Origin of the sequence: Actinophytocola sp. (assembly GCF_036555685.1) — a bacterium.
In the GTDB taxonomy this organism is placed as follows: domain Bacteria; phylum Actinomycetota; class Actinomycetes; order Mycobacteriales; family Pseudonocardiaceae; genus Actinophytocola.
Genome location: NZ_DATBKY010000161.1, coordinates 17,389 through 31,689 on the forward strand (window position 1 = coordinate 17,389; position 14,301 = coordinate 31,689).

Here is a 14,301-nt window from a genome sequence, read left to right on the forward strand (position 1 = left end):
CTGCTGATCCTGTCATGCCGTTCTCAAACCCCTCTGAACAGCCCGGGCGGGAAGATGGTGAACAGGCACGTGGCCGTCAGCAGGCCCGGCCCGTGCGGGATGCCCTCACGCCGGCCGTCGGCGGTCATGGCGGCACCCAGCAGCAGGGTCCCCACCGCGGCCACGACCGCGGCCAGGGCCAGGGCGGGCCAGCCGGCCGCGGCCAGGGTGAGGCCGACGCTGCCGGACAGCTTCACGTCACCCGCACCCAGCGACGCCGGCCGCGCCAGGTGGACGAGCAGGTGGAGCGTGAGGTACACGGCCCCACCCAACGCCGCCCGGACGGTTATCGCCCAGTCGTCGCCAAGGCACGCCGCGACCACGGTGGCGGCCGCCAGCGCCGGGTACGCGGGGAGCGTCAGCGCGTCGGGCAGCCGGGCGTGGCGAGCGTCGACCACCGCGAGCAGGACCGCGAACCACGTCAGGACGAGCGGCACGGGCAGCCACCACACGGGCAGCTGTCCACTTGCGACCCGCCACGCGACCACAACCCACAGCACCGCGACCGCACCAGCTAACCATCCACTGTGGACATGGGTGCCACGGCGGAGGCGGGCGAGCAGGAATGCGCCCGCCGCACCGGACGCGGCGCCGGCCAAACCACAGAACACGACTAGAGCCATGACTCCACGGTGGCCCCGGATTCCTTGTGCGGCAAGGACGAACCCGTGCGAATGGTCCATTGGCACGGGTTCACGCGAGCGGCAGGCCCGCCCGTGCGTGGATGTCCTTGATGACGTCGGTCTTCGCGTCGGCGTAGTTCTGCACGTACTTCCACTCACGCTCAGCCAGCTCGCGCCGCGTGCCTGCGGGAGAACACGTGCGAGTTCGCGTCGTGCGGATCGCCGTCCGCGATGCGGCGGTGCGGCAACCGGTGCTCGAACCAGCCCGGCTCGCGAACCCGCGGCTGGTAACCCACGGCCTCGAGAGCGGGTCGTAGTCGACTACCGGCACCGCGTACGGCTCCATCTCCCCCACGTCCGCGGCGCGGATGCTCTCCTCGTCCGTGCCGCCCCGCTAGATCGGCAGCGGCACCATTCCGCCGGTCGCCTCGTGCAGCGCGTCCCGCATCGTCGAACGCGGGGCCGACAGCCCGGTGAACAGCTCGACCTGGCCGAACGCCTGGTGCAGCAGCATGTCCAGGCCGGTGGCCAGCCGCCCGCCGTGCGCGCCGACCGCGGCCGCGAGCTTGGTCGGCCACGGGTGGTAGATCACGTCGAGCACGCACGGGGCGAGCGCCAGCGCGGGCACGTGGGGCTCGATCGCGTCCGCCGGTGCGGTGTTGACCAGCACCGACGCATCCCGGGCCAGCGCCTCCCACGGCACGGCGGCCCACCGGAGCACCTCGACCGCCAACCCGAGCTTCGAGCCGCACCGGCTGGCGGGCTCGGCGCGGCCCGGCTCCCGGGCCACCACGTACGCCTGCTCGAAGCCGAGGTCGGCCAGGCCCGCGAGCGCGGCGCACGCGGTCCCGCCCGCGCCGAGGACCACCCCGTAGCCGGTCCCGGCGAACCCGGCCGCACGCAACGCGCCGACCACGCCGTCGACGTCCGTGCAGTCCGCGCGCCAGCCGGACTCCTGGCGTACCAGCGTGTTCGCCGCCCCGACCGCGACGGCGCGGGTGGTCGCGTCGGTGGCGACCGAGAGCGCGGCCTGCTTGCCGGGCATGGTCACCGACAGCCCCACCCACGAGTCGTCCAGGGACGAGACCAGGCCGGGCAGCGCGGCGGCGTCCGCCTCCACCCGCTCGTAGGTCCAGCCGGTCAGGCCGAGCGCGCGATAAGCCGCGAGATGCAGTACCGGTGACAACGAGTGCGCCACCGGGGAGCCCACGACGGCAGCACGGCGTTGCCTAGTACGCATCGCGGTCCTGGGCGAGGGCCACGTTCTTGTCGTGCTCCGCCTGCGTCGAGGCGAAGCAGGAGGAACCGTCCTTCTGGCAGCGCACGAAGTACAGCCACTTCCCCTTCGCCGGCGAAGCGGCGGCCTTGAACGCCTCCGAGCTCGGCGCGGATATCGGGGTCGGCGGCAGGCCCGTGTTCTGGTAGGTGTTGTACGGCCCCGCCTTGTCCCGGTCCGCCCCGTTCGTGCGGATCGTCGGCCGGTCCAGCACGTAGTTGATCGTGGAGTCGTACTGCAGCTCCATCCGCTGGGCGAGCCGGTTGTAGGTCACCCGGGACACCTTCGCGAAGTCCTTCTCGATGGCCTCGCGCTCGATCAGCGACGCCATGATCGTCAACTGGTACGGGGTGAACCCGGTGTCCTGGGCGATGTTCGGCATGCCCACGGCCTGCAGCTGCGTCGTCGAGTTGCTCACCAGCTGCTGCCACAGCTCGTCGGCGCCCGAACCGGGCTTCACGTCGTACACACCAGGCATGATCAGGCCCTCGAGCCGCCGCTCCGGGTCGGCCTTCTGCGCGTACGGGATCGCCCAGTCCGGCACGCCGAGCTTGGCGAGGTCGGCCTTCTTCACGCTCGCCCACAGCTGGTCGGGCTTGACGCAGGTGCTCTTGCCGTTGAGCTTCGCGCACGACGCCTGGGACAGCTCGGTGACGATGCCCGGCGTGACCTTGTTGCCGTTCTTGATGTCGTGCAGCTGCGTGCCCGCGGTGATCTGGAGGTTCCCGACCTTCGCGTCCTTGGCGACGATCTGGGTCACCGCTGCTTTGCCGGACGACTTGGTCTTCACCACGTAGTAGCCGGGCTGGATGGCCCGGACCCGCTCGTCGGACTCGGCGGCGGTGACGAACGCCCGCGAGCTCGCGACGACGTCCGCGTCGGCGAGGGTGGCGGCGATGTCACCGGTGGACTCGCCGTTCTTGACCTGCACCACGACCTGGTTCTCGCCGTTGCCCGCGTAGTCGTCGTAGTCGCCGATGCCCAGGAGCTGCTGTAAGCCGAAGTACCCGGCCACGGCGATCAGCCCGAGCACGACCACCATGCTCACCCACAGCACGACCCGCCGGCGTTTGCGCTTGCGCGGCTTGCGTACCGGCCGCTGGCGCTCGGTGCGGGAATCGGTGAACAGGTCGAGCTCTTCGTGGGTCATGGTTGTGACGCCTCCGGAGGCAAGTGCCGGGCCCGGCCGTCCAGCCAGGCCTGCAAGATTTCGACGGCCGCGGCCTGGTCGACCACCGCTCGCTGCTTCTTGCCGCGCACCCCCCGATCGCTGAGCATCTTCGTGGCGCTGACCGTGGTGAGCCGCTCGTCGGCCAGGCGAACCGGCACCGGACGGATCCGCTTCGCGAGCCGCCTGGCGTATGCGGCGGCTCCGGCCGCCGCCTTGCCGTGACGGGCCGCGAGGGTTCTCGGTAATCCGACCACCACTTCGACCACCTCGTGCTCGACAACGAGCTCGGCCAGCCGGTCGAGATCGCTACCCGAGCGTTCGTCGCGAGACAGAGTAACCAGTGGAGTGGCGAGAACGGGACCGGGATCGCTCAGAGCGACCCCCACCCGCACCGACCCGACGTCGACGCCGAGCCTGCGGCCGGGTCCCGGATCACCGAGACCCGGCTTGTCAGGCTGGGTCACGTGGCATCCCCCGGCTCCCTCACGAACCGCCTTCCGCCAGTGTCCGGCGCAGCGCGCCGACCGCGTCGGGCACGCCCGCCGGGTTGCCGCCGCCACCCTGCGCCATGTCCGGCTTGCCGCCGCCGCGACCGCCGATCGCCGGCGCGAACGTCGGCACCAGCTTGCCGGCCGCGAGGCCGCGGTCGCGCGCCGCCGACGTCGTGGCGACCACGAAGCTGACCTTCGCGCCATCCGCCGAGAACAGCGCCACCACCCCGGGCCGCGCGCCCAGGCGGTTGCGTACCTCGGACGCGAGCGAGCGCAGGTCGTTGCCGCCGATTCCGTCCGGCGCCGCGACCGCGACGAGCGCGACACCGCCGACGTCCTCCGCCGCGTCGGCGAGCGTGCCCGCCGACGACAGCAGCTGAGCGCCGCGCAGCTTCTCGAGCTCCTTCTCCGCCGCGCGCAGCCGCTCGACGGTCTGCCCGATGCGCTCCGGCAGCTCCTCCGCCGGCACCTTGAACTGCTCGGCGAGCTGGCCGACCAGCACGTGCTCGCGCGCCAGGAACCGGAACGCGTCCAGCCCGACCAGCGCCTCCACGCGCCGCACGCCCGCCCCGATGGACGCCTCGGACAGTAGCTTGACCACGCCGATCTCGCCGGAACGGTGCACGTGCGTGCCGCCGCACAGCTCCTTCGAGTAGTCGCCGATCGTGATCACGCGGACCTTGTCGCCGTACTTCTCGCCGAAGAACGCGATCGCGCCCTGCTTGCGCGCCTCGTCGAGCGTGGTGATCTCCGCCCGCACGTCGTAGTCGTTGAGCAGCACGTCGTTGACCTCGTCCTCGACGTCGGCCAGCACGCTGACCGGCACCGCGCCGCCGGGCGAGGTGAAGTCGAACCGCAGCCGGCCCGGCGCGTTCAGCGAGCCCGCCTGCGCCGCCTGGGTGCCGAGCGCGCGACGCACGCCCGCGTGCACCAGGTGGGTGGCCGAGTGGGACCGGGAAACCGCGCGCCGGCGCGTCTTGTCGACCTCCGCGTGCACCGTGGCGTCGAGCGTGATCTCGCCGGAGACGACCTTGCCCCGGTGCACGTTCAGGCCGGCCACCGGGGACTGCACGTCCCGCACCTCGACCTCGAACCCGTCGCCGACGATCCGGCCGGTGTCCGCGAGCTGGCCGCCGCCCTCCGCGTAGAACGGCGTGCGGTTCAGCACGACCTCGACCTCGCTACCCGCGCCCGCCACGACCGCCGGCTCGCCGTCGAGGAGCAGGCCGACGACCGTGGCCTCGGTGCTCAGCTCGCGGTAGCCGAGGAAGTCGGTCACGCCGTGCTTGTCCAGCACCGACCGGTACGCGCCGCCGTCCGCGTGCCCGACCTTGCGCGACGCCGCGTCGTCCTTCGAGCGCTGGCGCTGCTCGGCCATCAGCCGGCGGAAGCCCTCCTCGTCGACCGCGAGGCCCTGCTCGGACGCCATCTCCAGCGTCAGGTCGATGGGGAACCCGTAGGTGTCGTGCAGCTGGAACGCCCTGTCACCGGGCAGCACCGTGCCGCCGGACTTCTTGGTCTCGGTCGCCGCGAGATCGAAGATCCGCGAGCCGCTGGTGAGCGTGGTGAGGAAGGTGTCCTCCTCGTTGCGCACCACGGACTCGATGCGGTCGAACTGGCTGACCAGCTCGGGGTAGGCCGGGCCCATCGTGTCGCGCACGACCGCCGCGAACTCGGGCAGCACCGGCTCGTTGACGCCGAGCAGGCGCACCGAGCGGACGATGCGGCGCAGCAGCCGGCGCAGCACGTAGCCGCGCGCCTCGTTGCCCGGGGTGACGCCGTCGCCGATCAGCATGACGCCGCTGCGCGCGTGGTCGGCGATGACCCGGAAGCGCACGTCGTCCGCCGGGTCGACGCCGTAGCGGCGGCCGGACATCTCCTCCGCCTTGGTGATCACCGGGCGGACGAGGTCGGTCTCGTAAACGTTGTGGACGTCCTGCAGCAGGAACGCGACACGCTCTATCCCGAGACCGGTGTCGATGTTCTTCGCCGGCAGCTCGCCGATCGGCGGGTGGTCCTCCTTCGGGGACAGCTCGCCGCGCTCGTCCTGCATGAAGACGAGGTTCCAGATCTCGAGGTAGCGGTCCTCGTCGACGACCGGGCCGCCGTCCCTGCCGAAGTCCGGGCCGCGGTCGTAGTAGATCTCCGAGCAGGGACCGCCGGGACCGGGCACGCCCATGTCCCAGTAGTTGTCCTTGCCACCGCGGCGCTGGATGCGCTCGTCGGGCAGGCCCGCGATCTTGCGCCACAGCTCGATGGCCTCGTCGTCGGTCTTGTAGACGGTGACCCAGATGCGGTCGGGGTCGAAGCCGTAGCCGCCCTCGGACTGGCTGCCGGTGGCGAGCTGCCACGCGTGCTCGATCGCGCCGGCCTTGAAGTAGTCGCCGAAGGAGAAGTTCCCGGCCATCTGGAAGAACGTGTTGTGCCGGGTGGTCTTGCCGACCTCGTCGATGTCGCCGGTGCGCACGCACTTCTGCACGCTGGTCGCGCGCGGGTACGGCGGCGGCTCCTCACCGAGGAAGTACGGCTTGAACTGCACCATCCCCGCGTTGACGAACAGCAGGTTCGGGTCGTCGAGGATGAGCGAGGCGCTGGGCACGAGCGTGTGCCCGGACGCCTTGAAGTGGTCGAGGAATCGCTTGCTGATCTCGTGTGTCTGCACGGTGAGTCCTAGGAAGGTGTGGAACCGACGGAGTCCGGGTCACGGCGGGCAGCCGCGCGCCACTGCGGGCGCGGCTCAGCTACCCGCCCGGCGAGCTCGCGCGTCGCGGGCCGCGGGCACCCGCCGCGCCGCCTGCTCGTCGCGCACACCCAGCGCGTGGCGGGCCACCGGACTGACGCCCGACCGCTGCTCCACCACTTCGGACAACTCCTCTTCGCGTTCGACCATCCCGGCCCGGACGTCCGCGCCGAACGAGCCGATCGCGCCGGCCAGCTCGCGCATCGCCTCGCCGAGGTTGCCGGCGATGCCGGCGGGGGTGGCCTGACGTGCGGTTTCCTTCGCCTTGCGGGTCAAGGCTACGCCGGTGGCGATTCCGACCCCAAGCCAAAAAAGCCGCTTCACGACGTCCCCTCGCAGGCTCGGTGACGCCGCTCGCGGTCGCCCCGTGTCGAATCGTTCGCTGCGCAGGCTTCGCTCACCGCTTGGCTCCCTTGTTGCGCTTGCCGCGGCGCGCGTGCTTGCCGTCGCCGGCCTCCCTGGCCTTGCGACGGGCCCTCAGCGCCTTGTTGACGCCGTAGGAGAACGCGGCCGCCTTGACCAGCGGGCCGCCGAGCGTGGCGGTGAACACCGAGGTCAACGCCGAGACGTTGCCCGTAACGGCCTGCGTGTTCGCGGTGATGCCGTCGACGCGCTCGAGCTGGGTGTTGACGTGCGTGAGCGTGGTGTTGGCCTCGTTGAACAGCGGATCGGAGTTCGTGTGCGCCTTGCGGATGGCGATCGTGGCCTCGTCGAGCGTGCGCCCGAGCTTGATCAAGGGGATCGCCAGCAGTAGCACGAGCAGTACGAACGCGCCGGCCGCGATCAGCGCGGCGAGCTGCCCTGCCGACACGAGTCCTCCTAGGTGCCATACATGACGTCGTGGGAATCGCCGGTCAGGTTACCGCGCGGCCGCGACGGTGGCCTGTCCGGATCACTGGCGAGCCCGACCGGGTGACCGGCGTCGCCGGGAGGCGCCCTCAGCTCTCGCCCCGGACCACTCGGCGGAGCTTGGGCAGGCGCTCCGCGACCGCGCGCTCGGCGCCGCGGGTGGTCGGCTCGTAGTAGTCGCGGCCGACGAGCTCGTCGGGTGGGTACTGCTGTTCGAGCACGCCCTCGGCGGCGTCGTGCGGGTAGCGGTAGCCGGTGGCGTTGCCGAGCTTCTTCGCGCCGGCGTAGTGGCCGTCGCGCAGGTGGGCGGGCACGGTGCCGGCCGCGCCCTGCCGGACGTCGGCCATCGCCTGGGAGATCGCGGTGGTCACCGCGTTGGACTTGGGCGCGGTGGCCAGGTGCACGGTGGCGTGGGCGAGATTGAGCGTGCACTCGGGCAGGCCGATCAGCTGGACGGCCTGGGCCGCGGCCGTCGCGGTCTGCAGGGCCATCGGGTCGGCCATGCCGACGTCCTCGCTCGCGAAGATCACGAGGCGCCGGGCGATGAACCGCGGGTCCTCCCCCGCCTCGATCATGCGGGCGAGGTAGTGCAGCGCGGCGTCGACGTCCGAACCGCGCATCGACTTGATGAACGCGCTGATGACGTCGTAGTGCTGGTCGCCCTGCCGGTCGTACCGTACGGCCGCCTTGTCCACTGTGGATTCGACGGTGGCGAGGTCGACGACGCCGTCGTTGGTGGCGAGCGCGGAGTCGGCGGCGGCCTCCAGGGCGGTGAGCGCACGCCGCGCGTCGCCGCCGGCGAGGCGGACGATGTGGTCCTCGGCGTCCTGCTCGAGGGTCACGGTGTCGCCCAGCCCGCGCTCGTCGGCGAGCGCGCGGCGCACGAGCGTGCGCACGTCGTCGTCTTCGAGCGAGCGCAGCTGCAGCACGAGCGAGCGGGACAGCAGCGGGGAGACGACCGAGAAGAACGGGTTCTCCGTGGTGGCCGCGACGAGCAGCACGATGCGGTCCTCGACCGCGCCGAGCAGCGCGTCCTGCTGGGTGCGGGAGAATCGGTGGACCTCGTCGATGAACAGCACGGTCGACTCGCCGGAGTGGGTGAGCCGGCGGCGCGCGTCCTCGATGACGCCGCGGACCTCCTTGACACCGGCGGACAGTGCCGAGAGCGCGACGAACCGGCGGCCGATCGCGCTCGACACCAGCATGGCGAGCGTGGTCTTCCCGGTGCCGGGCGGTCCGTACAGCAGCAGCGAGGCCGGGGCGGCGCCCTCGACGAGCCGGCGCAGCGGGGCGCCGGGGCCGAGCAGGTGGTCCTGGCCGAGCACCTCGCTCAGGTCGGCCGGCCGCATGCGCACGGCGAGCGGCGCGTTCGCCGCGATCCGCGCGCTGCCACCCGGGTGCACGTCGGGCGGGCTGTCGAACAGCTGCAGGTCGTCCACGTCGTGGACGCTACTCGGCGGGTCCGACAGCCGTTACGATCGACCCGCGCGGCCCGGGGCCGCGTCCCGTCCGCGGGCAGGGCCGAGCCCACCCCGGTCTGTTCGACGCATGCCCGCACCTTCTGCCCCGCCCGGTGCCAGCGGACCTCGGGCGATTCGGGTAAGGAGGTTTGCCGTGTCGCTACCCGCTGCCGTGAGCCTGGAGCAGCTGCGCAAGCAGGCGAAGGACCTGCGCAAGGCGCGCTCGCTGAAGCTCTCCGAGGCACAGCTCGAGATCGCCCGCCGGTACGGGTTCCCGAGCTGGCCGAGGCTTCGTTCCTATGTCGACCGCGTGGCGACGGCCGGGCCGTCGCTGCAGCACGCGTTCTCCGATGATCCGGCGTACTACGCCGAGCGGGCCGAGGGGCTGCTGGCGTCGGCGTCGGATGGCACACCGGACGCGGTCGCGGCGTTCACGCGTTGGTCGGCGCCGTTGACACCCGCCGGGGCACGGCAGGTCGTCGCCCGCAACCACGGGTTCACGTCGTGGGCGTCGCTGCGCCGGCACGTGGCCGACCTGCGCGCGGAGCCGTTCGCGCGGGCGTTCCGGGCGTTGCGGGCGCGCGACCTCGACGGCCTGCGCGCGTTGCTGGACCGCTTTCCCGAGCTGGCCACCGCGTCCGGCACGAACGGCAACGACCTGCTGGGACTCGCGTCGGCGACCTGCGACGAGCGGCTGGTGTCGGTGTTGCTGGAGGCGGGTGCGGACGTGGCTCGCGCGAACGCGCACGGGTGGACCGCGCTGCACCAGGCCGGGTACTCGAACCTGCCGCACATGGCGCGGTTGCTGCTGGCGCACGGCGCGCCGGTGGACGTGTCCGGGCGCGGCAACGGTGGCACGCCGCTCGCGGCCGCCTTGTTCTGGGGCAACACCGAGGTCGCTGCGGTGCTGGCCGAGCACGGAGTGGTGCCACGCAACCTGCGGACGGCGGCCGGGCTGAACGACGTGGCACTGGTGGAGGAGCTGTGGTCGTCGCCGTCGGCGGGCGCGCACCGCGGGTTCTACCGGCCGCACAGCGGTTTCCCCGCCTGGCGGCCGTCGTCGTCGCTGACAGAGATCCGCGACGAGGCGATGAGCTGGGCGGCGCGCGCGGACGCGGTCGACGCGATCGCGGCGCTGTACCGGCTGGGCGCGTCGCTCGAGGCGAACGTGTACCAGGGCACGCCGCTGACGTGGGCGGCGGCGCGCGGCCGGTCGCGTGCGGTGCGGCTGCTGCTTTCACTTGGTGCCGCGCCGTCGGCGACGGGCACGTTCGGCGGACCGACGCACGGGGTCGGCACGACGGCGCTGCACCACGCCGCCGAGAGCGGGCATCTGGAGGTGATCGAGGCGCTGCTCGACGCGGGCGCGGACCCGACGATCTCCGACGAGCTGTACGGCGGGACACCCGCGAACTGGGCCGCGCACGGCGGTCACGAGGATGCCCGGGCGCTGCTGCTCCGCCGGGGCGGTACCGAGCGCGATTAGCGCGTATCCGCGGGGATACGCTGCGCAGGTGGAGCGAACGTCCCGGATCCCGGGTGACGTCAAGGTGGTGGTGCCACCGGCCCGGGCGGGCGTGTTGCGCGACCAGCTGCCGCCGCTCGCGGTGATCACGCTGACCGTGGTGGCCGCCGGGTTCGGGCTGGCCGCGACCGGGGCGGTCGCGTGGCTCGTCGTCGGCGCGGTGTGCGTGGTCGGGATCGCGTTGCAGCTCCTGTCGATGCGCTCCGAGCTAGCGCTGGGCCCGGCGTTCGCGGCCGACGCGGACCACGTGTGGGTGCGCCTCGGCGGGTTCTTCGCGCCGCGGTCGGTACGCCTCGACTGGCCGGAGATCACCGGCATCGGCATCCGCGAGTGGCAGGGCCACCGTCGTAGCGCGCGGGCGCGGTTCCTCACGGTCCAGTTGACCGGCGACGCACTCGCGGCGCTCTCCCGGCTGCCGGGTCGGCGGCGACGCGATGTCAGCGGCACGCTCGGCGCACCGCTCGCGATCTCGGACCAGCGCAAGGCGATCAGCCTCGACGAGGCGTTCCGCGGACTGCGCTTCCTCGCCCCCGACGGCGTCCGCTTCACGAACGACTAGCTGTCGGCACGCAGCTCCAGCACTGCGATCTCGCCCTCGGTGTGTACCGCCGCCACCGCGAGGCCCGCGGCCTCGGCGAGGGCGGTCAGCTTCGCCTCGTCGCGGATCTTGCCGCCGAACCAGGCCAGGTTGCGCAGGTCCGCCTGCGTGCGGGTCGGCTTCGCGATCCGTTCGATCACGAACACCGCGCCGTCCTCGCCGGCGGCCTCCCGGCAGTTCGCCAGGATCCGGCGCGCTTCGTCGTCGCCCCAGTTGTGGATCACCGCGGAGAGCAGGTAGCCCTCCGAACCGGGCGGCACCCGCTCGAGGAAGTCGCCCGCCATCGCGTCGGCCCGATCGGACAGGCCCGCGGCGTCGATCATCTTGCGGGCCGTCTCCGCCGGGCCGGGCAGCTCCAGCACCGTGCCACGCAGCTCGCGGAACTCGTTCAGCAGCGCGATCAGCAGCGTCCCGTTCCCGCCGCCGAGGTCCATCACGTCGCCGAGGGCACCCCAGTCGTAGGCCGCCACGATGCTCGGCGCCGCCACGGTCGCAGTCGCGGCGCGCGCGTCGTCGAACGCCTGCGCGCGGGCCGGGTCGGCCGCGAGGTCGATCCAGTACGGCTTCCCGAACTGCGCGGCGAAGGCCGGCTCCCCGGTACGCACGCTGTGCAACAGCGCGGCGAGCGACAGATCGCCGCGCCCGAACGGGCCGTCGATGTCCAGATCGGTACGCAGGTCGGCCGGATCCCCGTCGCACAAGGCCCCGCCAAGCTCGGTCGCGGTGAACCCGCCCACCTCGTCACGGCGGAGCACGCCGACGGTGACGAGGTGACGCATCAGCCGCTCGAGCGCATCCGGGTCGGCGCCCGTCTCCCCGGCGAGCTCCGCCGCGGTGCGCGGACGGTCCAGCCGGTCCGCGAGACGCAGCGTCGCCGCCACCCGGATCGCCATCGGGGTCACCAGGTCCGCCATCGCGCTGAGTGTCTCGACCTCCTTGTCGCCCATGGCCTCACGTTATCGCCGGCCCGTACCCGTCGCAGATCAGTCGCCGTGGCGGAATCCCGTCCGCCCGCCGCGAACTCGCTGGCCCACGGCGGTCACCGGGCCGATGCTGACCGCATGCCTGACACGGTCGCGGTCCTTTCCGACATCCACGGCGTCCTGCCCGCGCTCGAGGCGGTGCTCGCCGAGCCCGCCGTGCGCGACGCGGACGTCATCGTGCTGACCGGCGACATGGCCACCGGCCCGCAGCCCGTGGCGACCCTCGATCGGCTCGTGGGACTCGGCGACCGGGTCCGCTGGGTCAAGGGCAACTGCGAGCGCGTCCTCGTCGAGCAGGCCCGCGGCGCCGGGCCGTCGCCGTTCGCGATCAGCGACTGGGCGGCCGAGCAGCTGCGCCCGGATCAGGTCGAGCTGCTCGACGGGCTGCCCGCGACCCTCACCCTCGACGTCGACGGGTTCGGCGACGTGCTGTTCTGCCACGCCACCCCGCGCGACGACGAGGAGATGGTCTTCGTCGACAGCGACCTGCCGCGGTGGGCGGAAGTGCTCGCGGGCGTCCCCGACGACGTCCGCACGATCGTGTGCGGGCACACCCACATGCCGTTCACCCGCCTCGTCGACCGGCGCACGATCGTCAACGCGGGGAGCGTCGGCATGCCCTACGGCACGACCGGCGCGCAGTGGGCACTGCTCACGAACGGCGCGGTCACCTTGCGCCGCACGGAGTTCGACCGTGCGGCCGCGTGCGCCACCATCGAGGCCGACAGCAGCACCTGCCCCGGCATCGCCGAGTGGACGAACGACTTCGTCCGCAATCCTCCTTCCGACAGCGAGGCGCTGACGTCCTTCAAGGAACAGCTCGCCCGGAAGGCGAACTGATCACGGGCGACCGACCGGGCCTTCAGGCAACCAGTCGGCGAGGTAGGCGTCGAGATCTGGCCGCCGCGGCTGCAACAGGTGGCGCACCCACGCGGAGCGCTCGTGCGCGAGCGCGGGTAGCTCCCACACGCAGCCGATCAGCGGCTCGGTTAACTCGCTGAAGCTCGTGGGCGCGGCGAGTGACGCGTTGGCCGCGCGGCAGTGCAGGATCGCCTCCTGGACCCAGGAGTACAGGTTGAGCCAGAGCGCGTCCACTCCCTTGTGCAGCACGGAGAACGCCACCTGGGGCGTGTCGTCCACCGCCGCGGCCGCGGGCAGCAGCTTCGGCAGGAACTGCTCGGCCGCGGTCAGCACCGGCTCCCCGATCGGCTCCTCGCGCACGGTCACGCGGTACTGCTTGACCTGCCACCCGGATACGGTGACCACCCCGCCGGGACGCAGGTGACGTTCGTCGAATCCCATGTGCCGCAGGCTATCCGCGGGCACCGACAATTTCGCGCGTCAGCGGAAGGCGGGGTAGAGCGGCAGCGGTTCGTCGGTGCCGAACCGCTCGCGCAGCGCCGCGCACATCCGGCTCGCGTGCTCGGCGACGTCAGCGAGCCGGGCCACCTCCGCGTCCACGGCGAGGCGGCGCCACCGCTCGACGAGCACCAGCGTGTCGGGTGGTGTGTCGGCCAGCGCCGAGGAGTGGGACTGCGCCGCCTCGGGCCGGGAGAAGAACTGCCAGGTGGTGAGCCACACCCAGAACAGCTGGGCGTCGAGCAGCCGCGGCAGCAGCACCGAGTCGTCGTCGAGATCAGGCCAGACGACCCGCACCTCCGCGCGCCAGCCGGCCAGCATCGCGTCGGTCATCCCGGCGGGCAGCGCGAACGGGCACCAGCAGGACGGGAACGGCACGCGCAGGTACGCCGCGTCGAGGATCGCGTTGCGCACGCAGCCGCCCTCGAAGTCGAGGAACCGCACTCCCCTGTCGGTGATCAGGTTGTTGTCCGGACACGAGTCCGACGGGCTGAACGCGCGGTGCCGCCCGGTCTCCATGAGCCGGCGGCTCTTCGCCGCGTGCTCGACCGCCTGCGCCGGCGTCGGCAAACCGAGCTCCGACTCAAGCAGCGCGGGCAGCTCCTCGAGCGCCGTCGCGCCGTCGACCGCGAGCGGATCCTTGAGATCGGGCGGGGTCAGCCGCCGCTCCAGCGCGTCGAAGTCGGCCTCCCGGCCCGCGGTCGTCGCGTGCAGGCGGCCCAGCGAACGCGCCCACGACAGCAGCGCGCGCTCCGCACCCCGCGCGTCGTGACCGAGCAGCTTGTCGGCGAGCGTCGGCGCGCCGCCGAGATCCTCGAGCACGACGAGCCGGCTGTCCGGCGCGTGCGCGAACAACTCGGGGCACATCCGGTCCTCGGACGCGAGCGCGGTGAACAACTGGTAGCTCGCCGCCTCGCGGACGAAGCTGTCGCAATGCCGCTCCGGCGGCTCGAGATAGCGCTTGAGCACGAGCGTGCGCGGCAGCGAGAAGGGGCTTGCCGCCACCCGCACCCGCAGCACCACTGACCGCTCGCTGCCGCCGAGATCAACGGGTTCGGACAGCTTGATCTTCGCGCCGAATCGCCGGCTGAGCACCGACTCCGCCGCGACAACGGTCGCCAACACCTCGGGATCCGCTTCGCCACCTACAGCCGGTGGGTCGGCGGCGGTTTCCACACTCATCTCCT

15 protein-coding genes are annotated in these 14,301 nt (G+C 72.3%); 3 read left to right on the top strand and 12 right to left on the bottom strand.

Going from position 1 to position 14,301, the window contains the following annotated elements; genetic code table 11:
• Positions 1-23 precede the first annotated feature (23 nt).
• The 9 genes from VH969_RS15595 to VH969_RS15635 all read right to left on the bottom strand — a co-directional run bounded on the left by VH969_RS15595 (position 24) and on the right by VH969_RS15635 (position 8,619).
• Positions 24-662: a prepilin peptidase gene (locus VH969_RS15595; RefSeq protein WP_331974675.1), complete on the bottom strand. Its 639-nt coding sequence runs from the start codon at positions 660-662 to the stop codon at positions 24-26.
• A 70-nt stretch (positions 663-732) separates the two neighbouring features.
• On the bottom strand, positions 733-1,017 hold the full coding sequence (locus VH969_RS15600) for a hypothetical protein (protein WP_331974677.1): 285 nt from the start codon (positions 1,015-1,017) through the stop codon (positions 733-735).
• 39 nt (positions 1,018-1,056) lie between these two features.
• Positions 1,057-1,902, bottom strand: coding sequence for a shikimate dehydrogenase (locus tag VH969_RS15605; RefSeq protein WP_331974679.1), 846 nt, complete (start codon positions 1,900-1,902; stop codon positions 1,057-1,059).
• Positions 1,892-3,088: an endolytic transglycosylase MltG gene (mltG, locus tag VH969_RS15610; RefSeq protein WP_331974681.1), complete on the bottom strand. Its 1,197-nt coding sequence runs from the start codon at positions 3,086-3,088 to the stop codon at positions 1,892-1,894. Before mltG ends, VH969_RS15605 begins: the two co-directional genes overlap by 11 nt.
• Positions 3,085-3,573 (bottom strand): Holliday junction resolvase RuvX, encoded by a 489-nt coding sequence (ruvX, locus tag VH969_RS15615; RefSeq protein ID WP_331974683.1) that lies wholly within the window; start codon positions 3,571-3,573, stop codon positions 3,085-3,087. The genes mltG and ruvX overlap by 4 nt, the downstream gene beginning before the upstream one ends.
• Before the next feature lie 19 nt (positions 3,574-3,592).
• Positions 3,593-6,262, bottom strand: a complete 2,670-nt coding sequence (gene alaS / locus VH969_RS15620; RefSeq protein WP_331974685.1) for an alanine--tRNA ligase — start codon at positions 6,260-6,262, stop codon at positions 3,593-3,595.
• Positions 6,263-6,337: 75 nt separating this feature from the next.
• Positions 6,338-6,664 (bottom strand): hypothetical protein, encoded by a 327-nt coding sequence (locus VH969_RS15625; RefSeq protein ID WP_331974687.1) that lies wholly within the window; start codon positions 6,662-6,664, stop codon positions 6,338-6,340.
• Between the two features lie 73 nt (positions 6,665-6,737).
• Positions 6,738-7,151 carry a DUF948 domain-containing protein gene (locus VH969_RS15630; RefSeq protein WP_331974689.1) on the bottom strand — a complete coding sequence of 138 codons (414 nt, stop codon included), beginning with the start codon at positions 7,149-7,151 and terminating at the stop codon, positions 6,738-6,740.
• Between the two features lie 127 nt (positions 7,152-7,278).
• Positions 7,279-8,619 carry a replication-associated recombination protein A gene (locus VH969_RS15635; protein WP_331974777.1) on the bottom strand — a complete coding sequence of 447 codons (1,341 nt, stop codon included), beginning with the start codon at positions 8,617-8,619 and terminating at the stop codon, positions 7,279-7,281.
• A 184-nt stretch (positions 8,620-8,803) separates the two neighbouring features.
• On the opposite strand from VH969_RS15635, the gene VH969_RS15640 reads away from it, so the two are divergent.
• Positions 8,804-10,135, top strand: a complete 1,332-nt coding sequence (locus VH969_RS15640; RefSeq protein WP_331974691.1) for an ankyrin repeat domain-containing protein — start codon at positions 8,804-8,806, stop codon at positions 10,133-10,135.
• A 28-nt stretch (positions 10,136-10,163) separates the two neighbouring features.
• The gene (locus tag VH969_RS15645; RefSeq protein ID WP_331974693.1) at positions 10,164-10,733 is read left to right on the top strand and encodes a hypothetical protein; all 570 of its coding nucleotides are present in this window, start codon (positions 10,164-10,166) and stop codon (positions 10,731-10,733) included.
• Here VH969_RS15645 and VH969_RS15650 read toward each other — a convergent pair.
• Positions 10,730-11,719 (bottom strand): methyltransferase, encoded by a 990-nt coding sequence (locus VH969_RS15650; protein ID WP_331974695.1) that lies wholly within the window; start codon positions 11,717-11,719, stop codon positions 10,730-10,732. The two genes, VH969_RS15645 and VH969_RS15650, sit on opposite strands and share 4 nt — an antisense overlap.
• 114 nt (positions 11,720-11,833) lie before the next feature.
• On the opposite strand from VH969_RS15650, the gene VH969_RS15655 reads away from it, so the two are divergent.
• Positions 11,834-12,595, top strand: a complete 762-nt coding sequence (locus VH969_RS15655) for a metallophosphoesterase family protein (RefSeq protein WP_331974697.1) — start codon at positions 11,834-11,836, stop codon at positions 12,593-12,595.
• Here VH969_RS15655 and VH969_RS15660 read toward each other — a convergent pair whose 3' ends face one another.
• Positions 12,596-13,057 carry a hypothetical protein gene (locus tag VH969_RS15660; RefSeq protein ID WP_331974699.1) on the bottom strand — a complete coding sequence of 154 codons (462 nt, stop codon included), beginning with the start codon at positions 13,055-13,057 and terminating at the stop codon, positions 12,596-12,598.
• Positions 13,058-13,096: 39 nt separating this feature from the next.
• Positions 13,097-14,296, bottom strand: a complete 1,200-nt coding sequence (locus VH969_RS15665) for a hypothetical protein (RefSeq protein ID WP_414638522.1) — start codon at positions 14,294-14,296, stop codon at positions 13,097-13,099.
• Positions 14,297-14,301 lie beyond the last annotated feature (5 nt).